Origin of the sequence: Natronobacterium haloterrestre (assembly GCF_900112205.1) — an archaeon.
GTDB classification, from domain to species: Archaea; Halobacteriota; Halobacteria; order Halobacteriales; family Natrialbaceae; genus Natronobacterium; species Natronobacterium haloterrestre.
Map to the genome: position 1 here is coordinate 33,212 of NZ_FOKW01000002.1, position 21,157 is coordinate 54,368.

23 protein-coding genes are annotated in these 21,157 nt (G+C 67.0%); 11 read left to right on the top strand and 12 right to left on the bottom strand.

The window, feature by feature from the left end; all coding sequences use genetic code 11:
• Positions 1-127: 127 nt before the first annotated feature.
• Positions 128-442, top strand: coding sequence for a HalOD1 output domain-containing protein (locus BM113_RS04190; protein WP_245757972.1), 315 nt, complete (start codon positions 128-130; stop codon positions 440-442).
• 44 nt (positions 443-486) lie between these two features.
• On the opposite strand, the gene BM113_RS04195 is transcribed toward BM113_RS04190, so the two are convergent.
• From BM113_RS04195 to BM113_RS04205, 3 genes are all read right to left on the bottom strand, one after another.
• The gene (locus tag BM113_RS04195) at positions 487-1,725 is read right to left on the bottom strand and encodes a hypothetical protein (RefSeq protein ID WP_089785642.1); all 1,239 of its coding nucleotides are present in this window, start codon (positions 1,723-1,725) and stop codon (positions 487-489) included.
• A 70-nt stretch (positions 1,726-1,795) separates the two neighbouring features.
• Entirely contained in the window at positions 1,796-1,972 is a 177-nt protein-coding gene (locus tag BM113_RS22190) for a hypothetical protein (protein WP_177209094.1), read from the bottom strand.
• 114 nt (positions 1,973-2,086) lie between these two features.
• Entirely contained in the window at positions 2,087-2,272 is a 186-nt protein-coding gene (locus BM113_RS04205) for a hypothetical protein (protein ID WP_089785646.1), read from the bottom strand.
• A 405-nt stretch (positions 2,273-2,677) separates the two neighbouring features.
• Here BM113_RS04205 and BM113_RS04210 point away from each other — a divergent pair, with 405 nt between their 5' ends.
• Positions 2,678-3,115 (top strand): DCC1-like thiol-disulfide oxidoreductase family protein, encoded by a 438-nt coding sequence (locus BM113_RS04210; RefSeq protein ID WP_089786430.1) that lies wholly within the window; start codon positions 2,678-2,680, stop codon positions 3,113-3,115.
• A gap of 128 nt (positions 3,116-3,243) precedes the next feature.
• Here the strand turns inward: BM113_RS04210 and BM113_RS04215 are convergent, their stop codons facing one another.
• The gene (locus BM113_RS04215; protein WP_089785648.1) at positions 3,244-4,050 is read right to left on the bottom strand and encodes an HpcH/HpaI aldolase family protein; all 807 of its coding nucleotides are present in this window, start codon (positions 4,048-4,050) and stop codon (positions 3,244-3,246) included.
• Positions 4,051-4,139: 89 nt separating this feature from the next.
• Here BM113_RS04215 and BM113_RS04220 point away from each other — a divergent pair, with 89 nt between their 5' ends.
• Positions 4,140-4,646: a cupin domain-containing protein gene (locus BM113_RS04220; protein WP_089785651.1), complete on the top strand. Its 507-nt coding sequence runs from the start codon at positions 4,140-4,142 to the stop codon at positions 4,644-4,646.
• A gap of 49 nt (positions 4,647-4,695) precedes the next feature.
• On the opposite strand, the gene BM113_RS04225 is transcribed toward BM113_RS04220, so the two are convergent.
• Positions 4,696-6,225 (bottom strand): sulfatase, encoded by a 1,530-nt coding sequence (locus BM113_RS04225; RefSeq protein WP_089785654.1) that lies wholly within the window; start codon positions 6,223-6,225, stop codon positions 4,696-4,698.
• A 147-nt stretch (positions 6,226-6,372) separates the two neighbouring features.
• On the opposite strand from BM113_RS04225, the gene BM113_RS04230 reads away from it, so the two are divergent.
• The 4 genes from BM113_RS04230 to BM113_RS04245 all read left to right on the top strand — a co-directional run bounded on the left by BM113_RS04230 (position 6,373) and on the right by BM113_RS04245 (position 8,601).
• Positions 6,373-6,744 carry a carboxymuconolactone decarboxylase family protein gene (locus tag BM113_RS04230; protein WP_177209095.1) on the top strand — a complete coding sequence of 124 codons (372 nt, stop codon included), beginning with the start codon at positions 6,373-6,375 and terminating at the stop codon, positions 6,742-6,744.
• 217 nt (positions 6,745-6,961) lie between these two features.
• Positions 6,962-7,912 (top strand): tRNA pseudouridine(38-40) synthase TruA, encoded by a 951-nt coding sequence (gene truA / locus BM113_RS04235; RefSeq protein ID WP_177209111.1) that lies wholly within the window; start codon positions 6,962-6,964, stop codon positions 7,910-7,912.
• A gap of 65 nt (positions 7,913-7,977) precedes the next feature.
• Positions 7,978-8,220 (top strand): hypothetical protein, encoded by a 243-nt coding sequence (locus tag BM113_RS04240; RefSeq protein WP_089785660.1) that lies wholly within the window; start codon positions 7,978-7,980, stop codon positions 8,218-8,220.
• A gap of 72 nt (positions 8,221-8,292) precedes the next feature.
• Positions 8,293-8,601 (top strand): NifU family protein, encoded by a 309-nt coding sequence (locus BM113_RS04245; RefSeq protein WP_089785662.1) that lies wholly within the window; start codon positions 8,293-8,295, stop codon positions 8,599-8,601.
• On the opposite strand, the gene BM113_RS04250 is transcribed toward BM113_RS04245, so the two are convergent.
• Positions 8,598-10,007, bottom strand: a complete 1,410-nt coding sequence (locus tag BM113_RS04250; RefSeq protein WP_089785664.1) for a M28 family metallopeptidase — start codon at positions 10,005-10,007, stop codon at positions 8,598-8,600. The genes BM113_RS04245 and BM113_RS04250 overlap by 4 nt on opposite strands.
• Before the next feature lie 98 nt (positions 10,008-10,105).
• Between BM113_RS04250 and pepF the strand changes: the two genes are divergently transcribed.
• The 4 genes from pepF to BM113_RS04270 all read left to right on the top strand — a co-directional run bounded on the left by pepF (position 10,106) and on the right by BM113_RS04270 (position 14,507).
• The gene (gene pepF / locus BM113_RS04255) at positions 10,106-11,899 is read left to right on the top strand and encodes an oligoendopeptidase F (protein WP_089785666.1); all 1,794 of its coding nucleotides are present in this window, start codon (positions 10,106-10,108) and stop codon (positions 11,897-11,899) included.
• 183 nt (positions 11,900-12,082) lie between these two features.
• Entirely contained in the window at positions 12,083-13,315 is a 1,233-nt protein-coding gene (gene pan2, locus BM113_RS04260) for a proteasome-activating nucleotidase Pan2 (RefSeq protein WP_089785668.1), read from the top strand.
• Positions 13,316-13,528: 213 nt separating this feature from the next.
• Complete coding sequence (locus BM113_RS04265; RefSeq protein ID WP_089785670.1) at positions 13,529-14,026, top strand: pyruvoyl-dependent arginine decarboxylase; 498 nt, start codon at positions 13,529-13,531, stop codon at positions 14,024-14,026.
• Between the two features lie 88 nt (positions 14,027-14,114).
• Positions 14,115-14,507: a DUF5811 family protein gene (locus BM113_RS04270; RefSeq protein ID WP_089785672.1), complete on the top strand. Its 393-nt coding sequence runs from the start codon at positions 14,115-14,117 to the stop codon at positions 14,505-14,507.
• Positions 14,508-14,584: 77 nt separating this feature from the next.
• Here BM113_RS04270 and BM113_RS04275 read toward each other — a convergent pair whose 3' ends face one another.
• The 6 genes from BM113_RS04275 to BM113_RS04300 form a co-directional block, all read right to left on the bottom strand.
• Complete coding sequence (locus tag BM113_RS04275) at positions 14,585-15,025, bottom strand: DUF6276 family protein (RefSeq protein WP_089785674.1); 441 nt, start codon at positions 15,023-15,025, stop codon at positions 14,585-14,587.
• Positions 15,026-15,106: 81 nt separating this feature from the next.
• Complete coding sequence (locus BM113_RS04280) at positions 15,107-15,850, bottom strand: V-type ATP synthase subunit D (protein ID WP_089785676.1); 744 nt, start codon at positions 15,848-15,850, stop codon at positions 15,107-15,109.
• Positions 15,851-16,055: 205 nt separating this feature from the next.
• Positions 16,056-16,550: a hypothetical protein gene (locus BM113_RS04285; protein ID WP_089785678.1), complete on the bottom strand. Its 495-nt coding sequence runs from the start codon at positions 16,548-16,550 to the stop codon at positions 16,056-16,058.
• A 45-nt stretch (positions 16,551-16,595) separates the two neighbouring features.
• The gene (locus BM113_RS04290) at positions 16,596-17,807 is read right to left on the bottom strand and encodes an inorganic phosphate transporter (RefSeq protein WP_089785680.1); all 1,212 of its coding nucleotides are present in this window, start codon (positions 17,805-17,807) and stop codon (positions 16,596-16,598) included.
• A 147-nt stretch (positions 17,808-17,954) separates the two neighbouring features.
• Positions 17,955-19,388, bottom strand: coding sequence for an ATP synthase subunit B (locus tag BM113_RS04295; RefSeq protein ID WP_089785682.1), 1,434 nt, complete (start codon positions 19,386-19,388; stop codon positions 17,955-17,957).
• 2 nt (positions 19,389-19,390) lie between these two features.
• Positions 19,391-21,154 (bottom strand): ATP synthase subunit A, encoded by a 1,764-nt coding sequence (locus tag BM113_RS04300; RefSeq protein WP_089785683.1) that lies wholly within the window; start codon positions 21,152-21,154, stop codon positions 19,391-19,393.
• Between the last annotated feature and the right edge of the window lie 3 nt (positions 21,155-21,157).

The following is a 21,157-nucleotide window of genomic DNA, read 5'->3' on the forward strand; positions in this document are numbered from 1 at the left end:
CGCTCTGGGACGCTATATCACGGTGGTCTTCCGGACTGTCACGAAACCCTGACGGTCATACGATCGACACGGTTCGGCTCGGAATTTTGAGGAACATACTTTACTGGTGCTGGCGTGAGCAGTAGTTATGAACTCACCCTCTCCTCAGTCCGCGGCGACGGTAGCAGTCGACGGCGACCGACGACCGAGTATGGCCATCGTCGAACTCGTCGCGCGGGAAACCGGTACCGACGTCGTCGAACTCGGGCCGCTCTACGACGCCATCGATCCCGACGTACTCGACTCGCTTCTTCGATCGGACGGCTTCTCCTCCCTCGAGTTCCGCTACGAGGGGCGAACGGTGATCCTGGAAGACGCCGGTGACGAGGTTCGAGTTTCGCTGCAAAACGACGTCGCCGCGGACGCCAGCGGAGACGTCGTCGACACCGAGCCCTCGATTTAAGAACGCGCGACTTTTCCGGACCCTTCGACCGGGAGCGACGGTGCTCACACCGGCTCACGGAGAGCCCAGACGTCCTCGGTCGGCTCGAGGTCGCAGGGCTCGCTGCCGCGCTCGGTCAGTATCCCCGCGTGGTACAGCATCGCCTTCAACTGGAAGACGGTCGGCGAGTGATAGACCTCGCCGCGCTCGAGAGGTCCTCGCCGCAGGTCGCCGTCCTCGGTGAGCACTCGGCGGCGGACGTCGTCGTCGCCCCGGACGAACAGTTCGACGGCGAAGGCGGGGAATTGCTCGTGGAGCCACTCGACGACGTCGACGAGCGACGGTTCCGGGATGTCGTGGTCGTGCATGGCCTGGAGTTCGCCGACGAGGAGTTCCGTCGCCTCGTAGTCGAACACCACGCGACGGGCCAGCCGACCCCACGCCGGGGCCAGGTCGACGAACCGCTTCGGCGAGCCGTGCCACGCCGCGAACTCCTCGAGGGCGGACTCGACGCTCCCGTGCCGGGACTTCGCGAACCGAATCACTTCCTCGCCCAGCGACGTGGGTTCGATCCGTGGGCCGTCCTCGATCAGCCCGAGGAACGCGGCCCCGCGCCGGGCGTCCGCGACGGCGTCGACCACGTCGTGGGTCGACAGTACGGTTGCGGTGTCGCTGTCGGCGTACTCCGCGAGGACGTAGCCGAGGTAGTTCTTCGGGTGGTTCAGCCCGAACGACTGGTCCGCGACGCCCCGGGCGCCGGCCTGGAACCGCAGCGCCCGCGCCTCGGTCGTCGTCCGGTTGCCGACGACGCGGGGTACCTCGAGGGCGTCTACGTTCCCCGCGGCGTCGACGCCGAGCACGCCGACGTTCAGCTCCCGGGCGAGCGTCCGATCCGTCTCCGAGACCGACCCGGCGGGGACGGCGACGTACGCGACGTTCGCCTCGCCGAGCCGGTCGTGGGCCTGGACGATCCCCCGCTGGGTGTCGACGCCGCCGCTTGCGTACCCCTTGGCTTCGACGGCGATCAGCGGCGGCTCGTCGCCGAGCCGTTCGACCGCCAGCAGGTCCGACTCGAGGGTCCGGACGCCGACGAGGTCCGGGTAGCCGCCGCCGACCCGAACGTGGTTGAACGGCGCCAGCAGGTCCCGGACCGTCGGATCGATCTGTCGTCCGGGTCGCCACTCGTCCTGCGAGAACTGCGTGTCGGCGACGGCGTAGGAGCCGGCTTCCTCGCCCGGGAAGAGGCGCTGCTTGGTGTGGGCGAGCACCCGCGGTTCCGACAGCGACTCTGCCGCGCTGCTCATACGAGCTGGCTTGAGACCGCGCCCCCATAACAGTACCTGGCTCCGCCGGTACCGAACGCGGTGGGCGTGCCTACCGGCGGGCGGACAGGTACAGGGCTATCGATCCGCTCAGGATCGCTCCGGCAGCCGCGGACGATACCAGTCCGAGCACGAGGTTCCCCTCGGTTATCGCCGCGATCGCGCCACCGGCCACGGCACCGGCGCCACCCGCGGCCCCGATCATCGCCCCATCCGGAACGTCGCTCATACCCGCACCGTCCGACTGGAGCACAGTCAACGTAGCGATCGAACGACACGTCCTCGGTGGATCGCCACACGGGTTCTCTCTAGCTGCGCCGGGTGCTCCGGTACCTACGGTCGCTTACGGTTCGGACGTAACGAACAGAACAACGAGTGCCAGACCCATAGTTACCGCGGACAGCGGTTCCCAGTTTCCCGTCTTTCCCACATAGTAGGTGGCCGTACTGGCCGCTATAATTCCGAGCAAAGAGACAGCTATCTCCACTTTCTCGTCGACGACGATCTTCGGTACGGTGTGGTCGCTCACGGGCGGGTTTTATTCATGTATTTTATTTAACCACTATGGTTGCTCGGAGGTGTGGCCCGATTTCCCGTCCGGACTGAACGCGAGTTTTCCCCTCTCTGAATACAACTGGTCACCGTTCGCGCTCCCCCGAGGAGGACTCCCCGCCGACGGTCACCGCAGCGACGACGATCCCTCGAGTTCGCTCCGGCTCCGGCTCCGGCCAGCGAGCCGACCGTCCCGAGCGCGGCGAGCGCGAGGCCCGCCGCCCGGATGACCGACCCGGGATCGAACAGGGACACCAGCCGGAGTCCGACGACCGCCGCTCGAGGGGAGCGGGAGCGCCCGTCGGAACGCCTCTCGGTGGGCCGGGAGCGACCGTCGGAACGCCTCTCGGCGACTCCACTCACCGAGACCGGGACGCCTATTTTGTACCTCGAGCCCGTCTATCCCCACGTGACCGACACCCAGGACACGTTCGTCTTCGACGACGACTGCGGTTTCTGTACCTGGTGGGCCGACTCCTTCGACGAGCACACCGACCTCCGGATCGTCGGCTTCAGCGACCTGACCCCCGAGTTGCGCGACCGCCTGCCGGAAAACTACGAGGCCTGCTCGCACCTGGTGACCGACGACCGGGTCTACTCCTGTGGCGCGTCGATCGAGGAGGCGTTCGTCCGCTCGGACGTCGCCGGACCGCTCCGGGACGTCGTCCCGTTCCTCAGGAACTTCGAGGACTACGAACGGCTCCGCGAGCGATGGTATCGGTCGATCGCCGACGAGCGGGACCGCTGGGGCCAGTTCGTCTCGAAGACGCCGCCGGCGAGCGGCGACGGCGACGAGGCGGACGACTCGACCTCGAGCTAGTCCCTCTATGCCGTCCCCTCGGAAGCCGCATCCGGGGTCTCGAGGACCGCCGGCTGGACCTGGCTCCCGACCCGTTCCTGCCACCACCAGTCACCCTTCCCGTTTTTCGGATGTCGGCCCGATACCGGTCACTCTTCGTCCCTTTCGCGTTCTCCCTCGTACTCGGTCAGCCACGACCGCACGACCCCCTGTACCGCGCCGGTCGTGCTCCCGAGGTTCAGCAACTGGTAACCCGAGTCGGCCTTCTCGTTGACGTCGTCCATTCCGAACCCGAGGCCGCCCAGCGGGACGTCCGCTTCGAGTGCCGCCGTCCGGATCTCCTCGACCAGTTCTTCGACCTCCTCGTGGGCCGGTTCGCCCGGGTGACCCGTCGCGACGGCGAGGTCAAGCGGCCCGGCGAAGACGAAGCCGAGTTCCGGCACCGACAGGATCTCCTCGAGGTTGTCGACCGCGGTCGGGTGTTCGATCGTCGCGCCGACGACGATCTCCTCGTCCTCGGTCGCCGCGTAGTCCGCGGTCGTTCCCCAGCGGCTCGCCCGCGGGTTCGCAAAGCCCCGACGGCCCGGCTCGCCGTCGTACTCGAACCGGGCCGCACGCACCGCCTGCCGGACGTCGTCGGCACTCTCGACCCGCGAGACGAACAGGTTTCGCACGCCTGCGTCGAGGACCTTCCTGACCGTCCCGGGATCGGGATCGGGCAACCGGACGAGCAGTTCCGTCCCCGACGTATCCGCGGCCCGCAGGAGTTCCTCGAGGCGGTCGCCGTCCCGCGGGCTCGGGCCGCCGTGTTCCAGATCGATCCAGACGAAATCCAGCCCGAGTTCGCCGTACAGTTCGACCAGCGTCGGCGAGTAGGTACTCTCGAGAACGCCCAGCGCGACGGTATCGGACTCGAGGGTTCGGCGGAGCGAGTTGATCCGCGGTGAACTCGTCATGGGCGACGGACACCGGTGGCGAAAATAAACGTTGGCGGCGAGGCTGCGGGGGTGGGTGGCTATTTGTGTCGAGCGGACGGAACGAGTCCATGGAGCGACTCTCGATCGACGACCTCGAGCCCGACCCGTACGACGACGACCTCCACACCGACCGCCGGGACCTCACGGGGCCGCTGTCGCTCGCGAACGTCTCGGTCGTCCGCTACGCCCTCGAGCCGGGCGAGCGGTTCAGCGGCGCGGCCCACGCCCACCCCGATCAGGAGGAGGTCTTCGTCGTCCTCGAGGGGGAGGCGACGTTCGAGGTCGGGCAGGCGACGGACGACGGCGGCCCGCGGACGGTCACGGTCGGCGAGAACGAGGCGATCAGGTTCGCGCCCGGGGAGTTCCAGACCGGAGGGAACGATGCCGACGACGAGCGACTGGTCGCGCTGGGGCTGGGCGCACCTCGGGAGAGCGGGGACGTCCTGGTCGATCGGATCCCTGTCCTCGACGAGGGGTCGGTGACGTGTCCGGACTGCGGGCACGAACACCTGCGGATCGGCGAGGACGGACTCGTCTGTCCCGAGTGTGGGGCGACGACGACCGTCGAGGAGTGACTCCGTCGACGCCGATATCGACGCCGACGCCGACGCCGACGCCGACGAGTCAGAGGTAGCCCAGATCCGCGAGCCGTTCTTTCGTTCCGGCCTCCATCTCGACGTCCCCGCCGGCAGCCGCCCCGGACAGCGGCCCGAGTTCCTCCTCGAGTCGGTTCCGCAACCGCCGGACCCGCTCCCGGTTCTCGTCGCTGCGATCCGTGCGCTCGCTGGGATCGGTCGGCACGTGATGTAACCGCTCGTAGCCGTCGCTGCCCTGGACGTACTTGTACTCGAGCGTGCGGACCGCCCGGAGGCGACGGTCGAACGCCCGGACGCGCTCGGGGATCGCGTTCTCGCCGAACCTGGCCTCGAGGCGCTCGATCGACGGCTGCGGGGCGACGTATTCGGCGAAGGCCGCCTCGCGGACTTTTGCGGTGCCGCTCGTTCCCGCCCCCTGGCCTCCCGCTGCCGTCACCGCCGCCAACATCGAACGCCCCGGTCCCTGGTCGCGAAACATCGGATCGTCGACGCCGGCGGCCTCGAGCAGCGTGAGCGGGAGGTCGAGCAACTGGACGAGGTCGGACCGCCGGCCGACGCCCGTGAAGGGGCCGCCGTGTGCGACCAGCGGGACGTTCAACAGCGTGTCGTAGAGGTTGTACTGGTGGCCGAAGAAGTCCCGCTCGCCGATGTGCTCGCCGTGATCGCCACAGACGACCAGCAGGGTGTCCTCCCACTCGCCCGCGTCCTCGAGGGCCGTGCGGAGCTCGGCGAGCTGGTCGTCGACGTAGGCCAGTTCGGCGCGGTACAGGCCACGGAGGGCGGCGAACTCGCGGTCGGAGAGTTCGTACTCCCCGCAGTCGTAGGCGCGGGGATCCTGCCGGACGTCGACGGCCTCCTCGTAGCTCGTGTGGTCGGGAAGAAACCGCTCGGCGTACTCGCGCGGCGGATCGTACTCGACGTGGGGTTCGATGAAGTTACAGAACAGGAAGAAGGGCCGGTCGTCGTCCCGGCCGACGAACCAGTCGCGGAGCCAGTCGGTCGTCCGGTCCGCGCCGTCGTCGCCGGCCGGCTGGAGGAACTCGCTGTAGAGGACGTTCGCGGCGTTTACCAGCGGATTCCCCTCGAAGAGCCGATCGCGGGCCGCCCGGAGCTTCTCCCGTCGGTCCTCCCCCCGAACGACCGCTCCCATGTCGGTGTCGGACTGGATGTACTGCCACCCTTTCCGTAACTCGTCGAAGCCCCGGTGGAAGCCGAACTCCTCTGTCAGCCAGGTGTTGTTCGAGACGCCTATCGTCCGAAACCCGGCTTCGGAAAACGCCTCGGGGAGCGTCCGGAGGTCGCCGTCGAGGTAGGTGTGTCCGCCGTGAGCGCCGTGTTCCGACGGGTAGGTTCCGGTGAACATCGAGGCGTGAGACGGCAGCGTCCACGGGGCCGTCGCGAAGGCGTTGTCGAAGGCCGTCCCCTCCTCGGCGAGTTGTATCAGGGTCGGCGTGGTCCGTTCCCCCACGCTCGCGGCGCGAGCCGTGTCGAGGACGACAAGCGCCACGTTGTCGATAGTCTCATGTGACTCGGAGACACGTCCGTTGGATTCCGACATGGTTGGTACACCCCCACTCCACCCCTCATGGAAAAGGCCGTCCGCCCGGACTATGCAGGTGCTTCACGATATCACGATATCGTGACGAAGCGCTCGCGCGGCTTCTCGACCCCGAGCGTTATCGCCCTCCGCGTTGACGCTGCGGCCATGTCAGAGGAGACCGAGAACCCGATAGACCCCGAGGAACTGCCGTCGACCGCCGGCGAGTTCGCCGCGGAGTACCCCGACGTCTGGGACCGGTACGCCGATCTCGGCGAGGCCTGTGCCGCCAGCGGCCCGATCGACGGCGAAGCGAAGCGACTGGTCAAACTCGCGCTCGCGGTCGCCGCCCAATCGGAGGGCGCGGTCCACTCCCACGTCCGGCGTGCCCGCGACGAAGGCGTCCAGCCGGAAACGCTGCGCCACGTCGCCGTGCTCTCGATCCCGACGATCGGGTTCCCGCAGGCGATGGCGGCGCTGAGCTGGATCGACGATCCGGTCGACGAGGGCGCCGATACGGGGTCCGGACCCCGCGAGTAGCCTCGCCCGCGCCCCCGGCTTCGACGCTCCTAACTCCGTGGCCCCAGTCCCTCGAGTCGAGAACATGCCCGCGCCACGGTTTCCGACGTCGATCTCGGAGTCGAACGACGGGGGAGACGCTGACGGCACCGCCGGTTCCGATGCCGATGCTGATGCCGATGAAGATGCCAACACCGATGTCGCTTCCGGTACCGACGGCGACTCGAGTTCGGGGTCCATGCGCGCCTACCGGATCGCCTACGACGGCACCGACTACCACGGCTTCCAGCGCCAGCCCTCGGTCCCGACCGTCGAGGGAGCGATCTTCGCCGCGTTGCGCTCGCTCGAGGTGTTCGATCCGGATGCCGACGACGGGACCGGGTCCGCAGTCAGACCCGCCGGCTATGCCGCCGCCGGCCGGACCGACAAAGGTGTCTCAGCGATCGCGCAGACGATCGCTTTCGAGGCCCCCGACTGGCTCACTCCGCGGGCGCTGAACGGGGAGCTGCCCGCGGACGTTCGCGCGTGGGCCGTCGCCGACGCGCCGGAGGGGTTCCACGCGACCCATCACGCCCGGAACCGGGAGTACACCTACCACCTGTACGCGCCGCTCGAGGGTGGCACCGACGGCTCGACTCCGGGTGGCGACCCCAAACGGCGGCCCCCGTCCAGCCCGCCCGTCCCGCCCGCCGACGCCGCTCGCGTCGACGACGAGCGGATCCAGACCGCCTGTCGCGCGCTCTCCGGTGAACACGACTACCACAATCTCGCCGCCGACGACGACCCCGACCGTACCGAACGCTCGCTGACGATCGAGGCGACTCGCGACGGCGACTACCTCGTCTGTACGGTCGAGGCGGACGGCTTCGCCCGGCAACTGGTCCGGCGACTCGTCTCGCTCGTCCGCGAGATCGGAGCCGGCGACTCGCCCCTCGAGAAGGTCGATCGCGTCCTCGCGGACGAACCGTTGCCCGGCCCCGAGGGGGTCGGTCCCGCACCGCCGGAGCCGCTCGTGCTCACCGGCGTCGAGTACCCCGATCCACTCGAGTTCCGGGTCGACCCGGTCGCGGCCGAGAGCGCTCGCGACGTCTTCGGCGCGCGGTCGGTCGAACGGGAGACGGGCGCGCGGGTCGCGGGGCAACTGGCGGCCGGCGTCGACACCCAGGACGTGGATTCCTCCCTCGAGTGATCGGTCCTCGAGTGCTGCCGATGAGAGAGAGAGGGCTTTTTATATCGCGGCACACAGGTCGGCCCATGGAACTGTCGCCGGAGGAGTACGGTGCGTACTGGCGCGCGTCGATCCGGGTCGCCGGGGGCGCGTTGATCCTCTTTCTCGCGGTGCGTCTCACCGCGCCGCTGCTCTCTCACCCCAACCCCGGCGCGGTCGGCCTGGGGATCTTCCTGCTCGTCGCCCTGTTTTTCGTCGGCTCGTTCGCCGCGATGCTCGGGGTCGCCCGGGTCGTCCGGACGGCCGTCGACGCCGAGATGCGGGGGTAGGTAGAAGATCAAGACCAAGACCAAGACCAAGACGAAGACAGGTATATCCACCTCGAGTCCCTCCCCGTTCGCATGAGCGATTCCGACCGGGAGGACGAGGTGCGAACCGCCGTCGCGAGCTTTCTCGAGCGGAACTTCCCCCAGATCCGGGGCCACGGCGGCGACTTCGCGGTCACCGAGGTCGACCTCGAGGACGCTCGCGTCTCGATCACCCTCTCGGGAGCCTGCAGCGGCTGTGGCGTGAGTTCGATGACGACCCAGGCGATCCAGCAGCGACTGCCCTCCGAGGTCGAGGCCGTCGACGTCGTCTCGGTGTCGACCGGGTTCGACGGCCTCGCGGAGGGGACCTCCCGCGACGTGCCGCCGGACGTCCCGTTCTAGCGGTCGTCCCACTCCGCCGGCCAGATATCCGCCGCCCGCATCCCCGGCTCGTACTCCTGTTCTCGAAGCCGCTCGCGGAGGTCCTCGACCGGGATCCGCGACACCGGCGTCCCCGCGATCTCGAGAGTCACCAGCGCGGTCAGCATGGCGTGTTCCCGCAGGTTCCGGGGGTCGACCTTGTCCCGGGTGTCGGCCGCGGTGTGGCCCCAGCCCCGGCCACGGTCGCCGCCCTCGGGCGGATCGCTGTGTAGCTGTAGCGCGGGCACGCCCGCCCGGAGGAACGGCCAGTGGTCGCTGAACGGGTGCGGATCGTCGTCGCGGACGACCGGCTGTCCCGCCCCGTCGGTCACGCGCTCGGCCAGGTCGCCGAGGTCGTCCGAGCCGTGGGCTATCGCCACCAGGTTCCGGAACCGGCCCGCCCCGTCGACGTTGACCACGGCGTGAACGGACTCGAGGTCGAGTTCCTCGGCCAGCGCCTCGGCGCCTAACAGGCCGATCTCCTCGCAACCGACGCCGACGATGCGAACCCGACGCGCGAGATGGTCCTCGAGGGCCGCGAGGATCGGGGCCGCCCCGGCGACCGTCGCGATCCCGCAGCCGTTGTCGAGGGCACCCTCCGCGACGTCGTGGCTGTCGTAGTGGGCGAGGACGACGACCTCCTCGTCCGTGTCCGGGCCGACGACGCCGGAGACGTTCCGGCTCGTGGCGTCCTCTGTCGTCGCCTCGACAGAGATCCGGGCGCGGGCGCCCCGCTCGGCGTACTCCGCGAGCCAGTCGCCAGTCTCGGCGCTGACTCCGATTCCGGGGACCTCGGCCTCGCCGGCGAACTCGAGCGCGCCCGTCGGCGGGAGTTGTCCCTCGACGTGATTGACGAAGACGAACGCGTCCGCGCCGGCGTCGACGGCGTGGCCGAACTTTTCCATCCGGTGGACGAACCGCTCGCCCGACGGGGTGGTCGTGCTCGCGACGGCGATCGCCCCCTCGAGGCCCCCGTCGTCGCCGGCCTCCGCGATCTCCTCTGGCGTGCCGTAGCCCACGTCGACCAGCGGCCCCTCCACGTCGCCGGCGGGCGAGTACGGGAGCGCGATCGCCGCGAACGGACGGTTCGGCCCGTCCGATCGCAGGACGGTGAACTCGGTGCGTCCCCGCTGCCAGCGCCGCATCGGGAACTCCCGCCGTTCGACGCTCTCGAGGCCCGCGTTTTCGAACGTCTCGGCGACGACTTCGGCCGCCTGGAGTTCGTGTTCGGAGCCCCCCATCCGGTGGGGGAGCTCGGTCAATCGGGTCAGCAGTTCCCAGGGCCGGTCGTCGCGCCAGGCCCGCCCGAGCGCCCGCTCGAGCGCGGGGCTCGAGGCTCCGTCCACGTCCGGGTCGTCGACGTCGTCGGTCGCGTCGCGTTCGCTCATGCGTTGGCTCCCCGTTGTCGACCGATCGACAAAAGCCGTCGGCCGACGCGGGACGGGAGTCCGATACGTTTTACCACATTCGTTTCGAAACCCGTGGTATGAGTTCAGTCCCCGAACGCTCGGAGATCGACGAGCAGTACACCTGGGATCTCGAGAGCATCTACGCGACCGACGACGACTGGGAGGCGGCCTACGAGACCGTCTCGGAACGGATAGAGGACCTCCAGTCCTACGAGGGGCAGGTCACGGAGGACGCCGGGACGCTCCTCGAGGTCTTCGAACGCTACGAGGAGATCATGCGCGAGGTCGAGATGGTGTCGGCCTACGCCCGGATGCGCCGCGACGAGGACACGACCGACCAGCACTACCAGGCGCTGACCGCACGCGCCCAGTCGCTGTCGGCCGACGCCCAGTCCGCGGCCTCGTTCATCGAACCCGAACTCCAGGAACTGACCCGCGAGGAGTTCGACGAGATGGTCGACGAAGAACCGGACCTCGAGACCTACGACCACTACGTCGACGACGTGCTCCGGATGAAACCCCACACCCGCTCGGCGGAGGTCGAGGAACTGCTCGCGGACCTGGGCGAGGTCACGGGCGCGGCCGGGGACGTCTACAACATGCTCTCGAACGCGGACATGGAGTTCCCGACCGTCGAGGACCCCGACGGCGAGGCCGTCGAGATCACCCAGAGCAACTTCACGAACCTGCTCAAGCGGTCCGACCGGGAGTTCCGTCGGCAGGTCTACGAGGAGTACTTCGACGAGTGGGAGTCGATGCGAAACACCGTCGCGACGGCCTACAAGAACAGCGTCAAGGCCGACGTGAAACTCGCACAGGCCCGCAACTACGACACCGCACGCGAAGCCGCCCTCGACGGCCCCAACGTCCCCGTCGACGTCTACGACACGCTCGTCGACACCGTCCACGACAACCTCGATAAACTCCATCGCCACGCCGAACTCAAACGCGAGGCCCTCGAGGTCGACGAACTCCGGATGTGGGATCTCTACATGCCCCTGACCGGCGACGAGGGTCCCGACCTCGAGTACGACCAGGCCGCCGAGTACGTCGTCGAGGCGCTCGAACCGCTCGGCGAGGAGTACCAGTCCCGCGTCGCCGAGGGACTGGAGTCCCGGTGGGTCGACGTCTACGAGAACGAGGGCAAACAGTCCGGTGCCTACTCCGGCGGCACCTACGACACCCAGCCCTTCATCCTGATGAACTACCAGGACGACGTCGCCTCGATGTACACGCTGGCCCACGAACTCGGCCACTCGATGCACTCCGAACTCACCACCGAGGAACAGCCCTACGTCTACTCGAGCTACGAAATCTTCGTGGCCGAGGTGGCCAGCACGGTCAACGAGGCCTTGCTCACGAACCACCTCCTCGAGACGGTCGACGACCCCGAGTTCAAGCAACACGTCCTCAACGAGTTCCTCGAGCGGGTGCGCTCGACGCTCTATCGGCAGACGCTGTTCGCCGAGTTCGAGCACGAGGCCCACCGGCTCGAGGAGGAGGGCGAACCGCTGACCGCGGACCGGCTGGACGACCTCTACCAGGGGCTCAAGGCCGATTACTACGAACCCGCCGCGATCGACGACCGCATCGCCCGCGAGTGGATGCGCATTCCGCACTTCTACCGGGCGTTCTACGTCTACCAGTACGCGACGGGAATCTCCGCCGCGCTGGCGATCACCGACCGTATCTTCGAGGAGGGCGAGACCGCGGCCGAGGACTACCTCGAGTTCCTCCGCCAGGGCTCCCGGGAGTACCCCCTCGAGTTGCTGCGGACCGCCGGCGTCGACATGAGTTCCTCGGAGCCGATCGACCGCGCGCTCGAGACCTACGGCGACCGGCTCGACGAGATGGAGTCGCTGCTGGACTGATCGCGGCTCGCGGCCCCGCGAGCAACGACGCTCGTCTCATCCTGACTACACCTTTCCGCCGTTTCGGCGGGAACGAAGCCGACTGCCGGCGCGGAACCGGATTTCGTCGATGATCGATCGACGGAAAACCGACCGCGACCCAAAGGCACATTTATCGTCGGGGACGTATCGGCGAACGTCAGGATGTCTCGAAGCCCGTCTATCCCCGACCGACCTCATCGCGATATCGATCCGGATCTCCCCGACGACGAGCGACTCGAGGCGCTCCGGGGCCATTTCGAGGATCTCGTCGACGTGAACGACCAGCTCTCGGAGCAACTCGAGGAGGCCGAGGACCGCCGAAAGCGGCTGCGGGAGAAGGTCGATCGCGTCGAACGGGAGAACGAGACGCTCAAGAGTTCCTCGCTGTACATCGCGACCGTGGAGGACGTGATGGACGACGACGAGGTCGTCGTCAAACAGCACGGGAACAACCAGGAAGTGCTCACCGAGGTCTCCCCGCGGGTCGCGGACCGCGTCGAACCCGGCGACCGCGTCGCCGTCAACGACTCCTTCGCGATCCAAACGGTCCTCGATGCTGAGACCGACGCCCGCGCACAGTCGATGGAGATCACCGAACGCCCCGAGGTCGGCTACGAGGACATCGGCGGTATCGACGAGCAGGTCCGCGAGGTCCGCGAAGCCGTCGAACAGCCCCTGGCCGAGCCCGAACGCTTCGAGGAGGTCGGTATCGATCCCCCGAGCGGCGTCCTGCTGTACGGCCCGCCGGGCACCGGGAAGACGATGCTCGCGAAGGCCGTCGCGAACAAGACCGACGCCACCTTCATCAAGATGGCCGGCTCCGAACTCGTCCGCAAGTTCATCGGCGAGGGGTCCCGGCTCGTCCGCGACCTCTTCGAGATGGCCCGCGAGCGCGAACCCGCCATCATCTTCATCGACGAGATCGACGCCATCGCCACCACCCGCTCCGAGTCGAAAACCTCCGGCGACGCCGAGGTCCAGCGGACGATGATGCAACTGCTCTCGGAGATGGACGGCTTCGAGCCCCGCGGCGAGATCCGGATCATCGCCGCCACGAATCGATTCGACATGCTCGATCGCGCCATCCTCCGTCCCGGCCGGTTCGATCGCCTCATCGAGGTGCCCGAACCCGACCGCGACGGCCGCGAGCAGATCCTCGAGATCCACACCCGCGACATGAACGTCAGCGACGACGTCGACTTCGCGGAACTGGCCGACGAGACCGAAGAGTACTCCGGCGCCGACATCGAGAGCCTCGCCACCGAGGCCGGTATGTTCGCGATCCGGAACGAACGCGACGAGGTCCGCCACGAGGACTTCCTCGAGGCCTTAGAGAAACTCGAAGACGAGGACTCGAGCGACGTCGTCTCCTCGGCGGGGTACTTCTACCAGTAAGCCCCGGATCGAACTCGAGTCCGGGTTCGATCGCGACCGTTCGGGTTCGGTCGGCGGTTCCGTTTCCCGTTTCCCGTTTCCCGTTTCCCGTTTCCCGTTTCCCGTTTCCCGTTTCCTCTTTCGCCTTCCCTTGTTCCACTGTCTGGGAACGTCTCACGTTCCGAGCAGAACTCGAATCGCAACCCCTTACGTCGGCTGTCCGCAAGGAGGCCTATGAGCACGATCAGAGTCGTCTGGGGGTCGGCGACCGCGCCGACCGAGATGGCGTCGTACGACGCGGCCCTCGCGGATGCCGGCGTCGAGAACTACAACCTCGTCGCGGTCTCGTCGGTCATTCCGGCCGTCGCCGACGTCGAAGCCGTCGGTACCGCGCCCGACCTCGGGCCCGCGGGGCAGCGATTGACCGTCGTAGAGGGACGAGCGACCACGGCAGGCCCGGGAAGCGTCAGCGCCGCGCTCGCCTGGTCACAGTCAACGGGTGACGACGGGGACCCCGGCTCCGGCCCCGGACTGTTCTACGAGGCCGCCGGCGAGACCGACCCCGACGACGTCGAGCGTCGCGTCCGCGAGGGGCTGGCAGCCGGACAGGATCTCCGCGAGTGGCCGTTCGGGGAGACGAACGTCGCTGTCGAGAACAGTCGCGCCGAACCGGGGGAGTACGCCACCGCGCTCGTCCTCGCGGTCTACGGCGACAGCGACCCGATCGTATAGCGCGTTCGGGCCTTGCAACGGCACAACGACGTTGAGCGAAGGCGAACCCTTTTGACCCACCGGCCCTTTGGTAGGGCATACGTTTCTCATGAACGGAAATACGCCGTACGCAGGGCTGCCGGGTGAAACGGCCGCTGGTCAGCGCGCAGCGGCGGACGTTCCCGATCTCTCGCGAACCCAGAAGCGTACGCTCCACCGGGACGTCTCCCGGATCGCTGCGCGCACGCGGGAGTACCTCCCCAACGAGTACGTCGTCGACGCCAACGTGTCGACCAGCGCGACCGGTCCACAGGTGACCGTCGCCGTCCGACCGCCGGTCGGCCACGCCGTCAGCGCCGGTTTCACCCCGGACCTCGAGGACGCGTCGGAGGAACTCATCACGGCCGACGAACGCGACGAGGTCGCGCGCGGACTGGCCGCGAGCGCGGCGCTGCAGGTCAAGCAAGCGATCGGCAGCAACGTGACGCCGACGGCGAAGTAACCGTCCCCCGCGTCTCGATTTCGGTTCCTTCTACTCGTTTCCAAGCGCCCTTCGCTCGGAGCATCGCTTCTCGACGATCAGTACAGTAGCTGCTCGAGTTGATGCCGTCGCCGCTCGAGGTCGATCGCCGGGTCGACGCCGGGATCGTCGACGAGTCGATCGATCGCGAGCAGCGGGTCGGCGCCGGCCCGTTCGACTGCCCGCAGGAGCGTCTCGATCGCTTCGCGGTTCGTCGCGAGCGAGGAACACCGGTCGACCGCGAGCGCGAGGGGGATCGCCCGCCTCGGGTCCGTGGGGAAGCCGTCGCCGATGCGTGAGAAGTCTGGGTCGGGGTCGGGATCGGAGTCGAGGTCGGGGTCGAAATCGGAGTCCGTCCCCGAGTCGCTCCTTTCGGCCGACTCGAGGCGAAGACAGCGCGTACAAACCGACACCACGGTAGCGGTCTCGGGCGCGTACTCGCGGTACTCCTCGGGGACGACGAATTCGATCGTCGGGGAGTCACACGCGGAACAGGACATGAAGATCGGTAGTGAACGGATCGGTTCCGAGTCGGGGGAGACGCCGTGTGCGAAACTGACGGAACGGGACCGGCCGTCGGATCAGTTACCCGTCGGCGACTGTGCGGCCGTATCCGGCTGGACCTCATCGAGGTCCTCGTCTTCCTCGTCCGTCGCTTCCGCTTCCTCGGCTGCCTCGCGTGCCGCTTCTTCGGCCTCTTCGGCCTCCTTCTTCTCCTTGATCTTCTTCAGGCGGAACGTCTCCTCGCGTTCCTGTTCCTCGAGTTTCTGCTCGATGTACTCCTGGCTGTCCTTGAGTTCGGGCAGGAGCTTGAACTCGAGGGCGTTGACGCGGCGCTTGGTGGTCTCGATCTCGCGGAGCATCTTCTTCATCGCCGTCTCGACCTCCGCGGCGAGGATGATGCTCTCGAGCAGGTCCTCGTAGGCTTCGGCGGCCTCGTCGATGCGCGCCGAGGTCCCCATGATCCCGTACCCGCGCTCGTCTAAGCTCTTGGAGACGCGCGAGGACTCGATCTGCGGGACGACGACGCCCATGATGTTCTTGGACTCGGTGGTGATCTCGGGGTGTTCCTGCAACGCGGCGGCCGCGCCCCGGACCGCGACGTCGCCCTCCATCGCTCGAGCCATGTTGATCTTCTTCTGGGCCTCGTCGTAGTCGTCGGCGAGGTCGCCACGGACGTCCTGGGCCTTGTCCAGGATGTCCATGAACTCCATGATCAGCCCGTCCCGTTTCTTCTCGAGGGTCCCGTGCCCGCGTTCGGAGAGTTCGATCCGGTCTTCGATCTCCATCAGGTTCTTGCGGGTGGGCTTTACGTCCTTGGCCATCTTGTCGGGGGATTGCGTTCCCAGTCGGATAACTGTTTACAGTTTGCCCGCAAGACGGCTTCGCACTCCGCACGATGACGAACGATGGGGTTTGTCCGTCCACAGCGCAACGATCGACCCGTTTCCGTGGGTGGACCGATTCCGAACGCGCAGTTGTCGCGGCGGATGCTCCGATCCGGTTCCGATCACTCCGTACGACGGTCGGTCAGGATCTGGCGTGCTCGAGACGCTCGCGAACGTCGTCGGCGAGATCCTCGTCGATGTATCCGAGTTGGGCGGCGATCTCGGTCGCGACCTCCTCGGCCAGTCGGTCCTCGAGTTCGGACTCGACCTCCTCTGCCAGCCGCTCGTCTAGCTCCGCGGCGACCTCGTCCGCTAACTGCTCGTCGAGTTCCGCGGCGACCTCGTCGGGGATCTGTTCGTCGACCTCCGCTTCGACTTCGTCGGGGACCTGTTCGCCGAGTTCCGCCTCGACTTGCTCCTCGGCCTCGGCAGCGACCTCCTCCTCGAGTATCTGCTCGTACACCGACATGTTCTCCCAGACCCGAAGGAAGTACCCCAGGATGAGCCCGCCCTGAAACGTTGCGACGCGGGCGTCCATCCCGTATACCAGCAGGTAGACGAAGCCGAGCGCGAAGACGCCCCCGTAGACGACGTCGATGTAGAAGTGCGTCTGTCGCCCGCGCAGGCGCCCGATCATCAGTAATTGCTAGGAGTGTGGGCCCCAAGAATCCGACGCTTCGGGTCAGACGACTGTTAGCTGGAAGGTGAGAAAGGAGCCGCCGGTCGCGATAATTGGCACCACGTTCTGCATGAGAATTATTCGAGCGGTCGTCGACGGATCGAACAGGTCGGCAGAGGGAGGTACCTCCTCGGCGGATTCTTCACCGATCGGTTGGGTCGGCCCGTCTGCACTCCCGGCAGTTCTCCGCTCGGGATCGCCAACGGTCGGACTGCGTTCGTCCGCTGTCAGGGCACCGATCGAGAGTTGCAGCGCGCTCCCGCGAACCGCATCGGCGATGGTCACGGTCCTGGTCGCCCGCCCCCACCCGAGACCGACGATGGACATCGTCGCAATGACGACGAAACTCGCTGGGATACCGATCACCGAAAGCAACACGGTGATCGTGGAAGCGACGACTGCGACGAGGATAGCCGCGGTCAGGGGGAGGTCCGTAATGTCGTTGCCGAGCGTCTCCATCGTCCGCCGCCCGAGGGTGAACGCCCCGACCGCGACCGCCACCGAACCCAGTCCGATCGCAGGGTTCATCGCGACGTCGCCGCTGCCGACCAGCGGCGCGACGGCGTTGGCGATGTTGCTCGTCCCCGAACTGAACGCCATCAGGCAGCCGATCGTGACGATGACGCCGACGCCGACGACTTCTCTGCGAGTCGTGTGCTCCTCGAGCGCGGGCCGGGGAACCGGTCCCGACCGATCGACGATCAGGAGCGGTCCCTCGGTTCGATCGATCGCGATCACTCGATCGACCCGCGGGTAGAGGTATCGGCCGATCATCATCGAAAGCCAGAAGCCGAGCACCGGCGAGAGCACCCACCACGCGAGGATTTCGCCAACGACCGCGAGGTCGAGTTGACCGAGGGCGAGACCGAAGCCGGCGATCGAACCCACCGCGGTCATCGACGTCGACGCCGGCGCACCCGTCAGGTTACCCACCAGGAGCGCGCCACCGATGAAAAACAGGATGACGATGCTCGCTTCGAGCGTGAACACCGACGGGTCCCCGACCAGGTCCTCGCCGAGCGTGTTTACGACGCGACGGCCGATCGTCCACGCTCCGCCGAAGAAGAACACGGACATCAGGGCGGCCGCTGTCACCCGAGTGATCGCGCCGGAGCCGACGGCAGGGCCGAACGCCGGCCCGGTCGTCGTCGCGCCGATGTTGAACGCGACGAAACACGCAACCACTAGTCCCGCGACCAGTAGAGGGTCCATCACGGTGCAGAGAGTTTCAACGGTGCGTTAGATATAAGCGTCACGACTGGAGGGGACCAGGCGTGACACTCGGGGATCGCAACCGATCGAAAAAGGACGAAGCGCCGTTATTTCCGGATCGATGTCGATCGATGTCGAACGCCGTCCCGATCAGTCGGCCTGAACCGCTTCTTCGCCCTCGTCGGCGTCCGCCTCGAGGGCGTCCTCGCGGTAGTGCTCCTCGATGAGGTCCTCGTCGATACGGTTGAGTTCCTCCTTCGGGAGCGTCGACAGCAGATCCCAGCCGAGCTCGAGCGTCTCGTCGATGTCCCGGTTGGTGTCGTACCCCTGCTGGACGAACTCCGCTTCGAAGCGGTCCGCGAAGTCGAGGAACTTGTTGTCCCGCTCCGACAGGGCCTCTCGACCGACGATGTTCACGAGGTCGCGCAGGTCCTCACCCTCCGCGTAGGCGGCGTACATCTGGTCGGAGACGTCGCCGTGGTCCTCGCGGGTCAGACCCTCGCCGATACCGTCGTCCATCAGCCGCGACAGGCTGGGCAGGACGTTGATCGGCGGTTCGATGCCCTGGCTGTTCAAGTCCCGATCCATCATGATCTGACCCTCGGTGATGTATCCCGTGAGGTCCGGGATCGGGTGGGTGTCGTCGTCGCCGGGCATCGTCAGGATCGGGATCTGGGTGACCGATCCGTCCTTGCCTTCGATTCGACCGGCCCGCTCGTAGAGTTGGGCCAGGTCGGTGTACATGTACCCGGGGTAGCCACGGCGGCCCGGGACCTCCTCGCGTGCGGCACCGATCTCGCGCAGCGCCTCACAGTAGTTGGTCATGTCCGTGAGGATGACCAGCACGTGATAGTCCTTCTCGAAGGCCAGGTACTCGGCCGTGGTCAAGGCGAGTCGCGGGGTGACCTGCCGTTCGACTGCAGGGTCGTCCGCGAGGTTCATGAAGACGACCGAGCGCTCCAAGGCGCCGGTACGCTCGAAGTCGTCCATGAACTCGTTTGCCTCTTCCTGGGTGATCCCCATCGCGCCGAAGATGACTGCGAACTCGGAGCCGTCGCCTTCGCCTTCCTCTTCTTCCGGCACCGTCGCCTGGCGGGCGATCTGCAGCGCGAGTTCGTTGTGGGGCAGCCCGGAGCCGGAGAAGATCGGCAGCTTCTGGCCACGAACCAGCGTGTTCATGCCGTCGATGGCCGAGACGCCGGTCTGGATGAATTCTTCGGGGTACTCACGCGAGTAGGGGTTGATCGCCTCGCCGACGATGTCCTGTCGCTTGTCGGGGACGATCTCCGGGCCGTCGTCGATCGGGTTCCCGGAACCGTCCAGCACCCGTCCGAGCAGATCCTCGGTGACGGGCATCTTCATCGTCTCGCCCAGGAAGCGAACGGAGGCGTTGCGGTCGATACCGCCCGTCCCTTCGAACACCTGGATCGAGACGATCCCCTCGCTCGATTCCAGTACCTGTCCGCGCAGGGTCTCGCCCTGTGGCGTCTCGATCTCGACGATCTCGTCGTACCCGACGGGCTCGTCGACCTCGGCGAACACCAGCGGACCGCTGATTTCCGTGATAGTCTGGTACTCTTTCATCGTTAGTACAGTGCTCGCAGTTGTTCTTCGAGATCGTTTTCGATCTCCTCGATGAACTCCTCCCAGTCCTCGGAGGTGCCCATCCGGTTGAGCCGCGGTGCAGCGTCGACGTCCTGGATCTCGTCGACCGGGACCCCCGCCTCGAGCGCGTCGAAGGCCTCGTCGTTGAACGTCTTGATGGCCGTCAGCATGCGGTAGGTCTTCTCGGGTTCACAGTAGGTGTCGACGTCGTGCAGGGCGTTCTGCTGGAGCCAGGCCTCACGCAGGTAGCGAGCGACCTCCAGCGTGAGCTGCTGGTCCTCCGGCAGCGCGTCCTTGCCGACGAGCTGGACGATCTCCTGGAGTTCGTCCTCCTCGTCGAGCGTGTCGACCGCCCACTGCCGGACCTCCGCCCAGTCGTCGGCGATCTCGTCGGTCCACCAGGGGTCGAGCTGGTCCTTGTACAGCGAGTAGGACTCGTTCCAGTTGATCGACGGGAAGTGTCGACGTTCCGCGAGGTCGGCGTCCAGCGCCCAGAACGTCTTGACGATACGCAGCGTGTTCTGGGTGACCGGCTCGGAGAAGTCACCGCCCGGCGGCGAGACGGCGCCGACGACCGAAATCGACCCCTCGTCGCCGTTGATCAGCTGGAACTTGCCGGCTCGCTCGTAGAACTCGGAGAGCGCGGCGGCGAGGTACGCGGGGTACCCCTCTTCGCCGGGCATCTCCTCGAGTCGGCTCGAGATCTCGCGCATGGCCTCGGCCCACCGGGAGGTGGAGTCGGCCATCAGCGCGACGTCGTAGCCCATGTCGCGGTAGTATTCGGCGATCGTAATTCCCGTGTAGATACAGGACTCACGGGCTGCGACGGGCATGTTCGACGTATTCGCGATGAGACAGGTTCGGGCCATCAGTGGGTTCCCGGTCTGGGGGTCGGGCAGTTCCGGGAAGTCCTCGATGACCTCGGTCATCTCGTTGCCGCGCTCGCCACAGCCGATGTAGACGACGATGTCCGCGTCGGACCACTTGGCGAGTTGCTGCTGGGTGACGGTCTTCCCGGAGCCGAAGGGACCGGGAATCGCCGCCGTCCCGCCCTTCGCGAGCGGGAAGAGGCCGTCCTGGACGCGCTGGCCGGTCACCAGCGGCTCGGTCGGCGTCTCCTTGTTGCCCGCGGGTCGGGCCTCACGGACCGGCCACTCCTGGCGCATCTGGATATCCTCGCCGGAGGAGAGTTCGACGACGGTCTCCTCGACCGTGAACTCGCCGCTCTCGACGGCGGTCACTTCGCCGCCCTCGTAGTCCGGCGGCACCATGACCTTGTGGTCGATGGTGACGGTCTCGGGAACGATCCCGACGACGTCGCCGGGTTCGACCTCGTCGCCTTCCTCGACTTCGGGCTCGAACTCCCACTGCTTCTCGAGGTCGATACCGGGCGCGTCGACCCCGCGGTCGAGGAACGCCGTCCCCATCTTGTCCTCGAGGACGTCCAGCGGACGCTGGACGCCGTCGTAAATGGAGTCGAGCATGCCGGGTCCGAGGTCGACCGAGAGTGGCTCGCCCGTGTTCTCGACGGGTTCGCCCGGGCCGACGCCGGACGTCTCCTCGTACACCTGAATGGTGGTCAGGTTCCCTTCGATCTCGATGACCTCGCCCATCAGTCCTTCGTCGCCGACGTAGACGACGTCGTTCATCCGGGCGTCGAGGTCCGTGGCGGTCACGACCGGACCGCTCACGCTTTCGATTACACCGTCTTCGTCGACGGATTCGATGTCTTCTGCCTGGCTCATAGT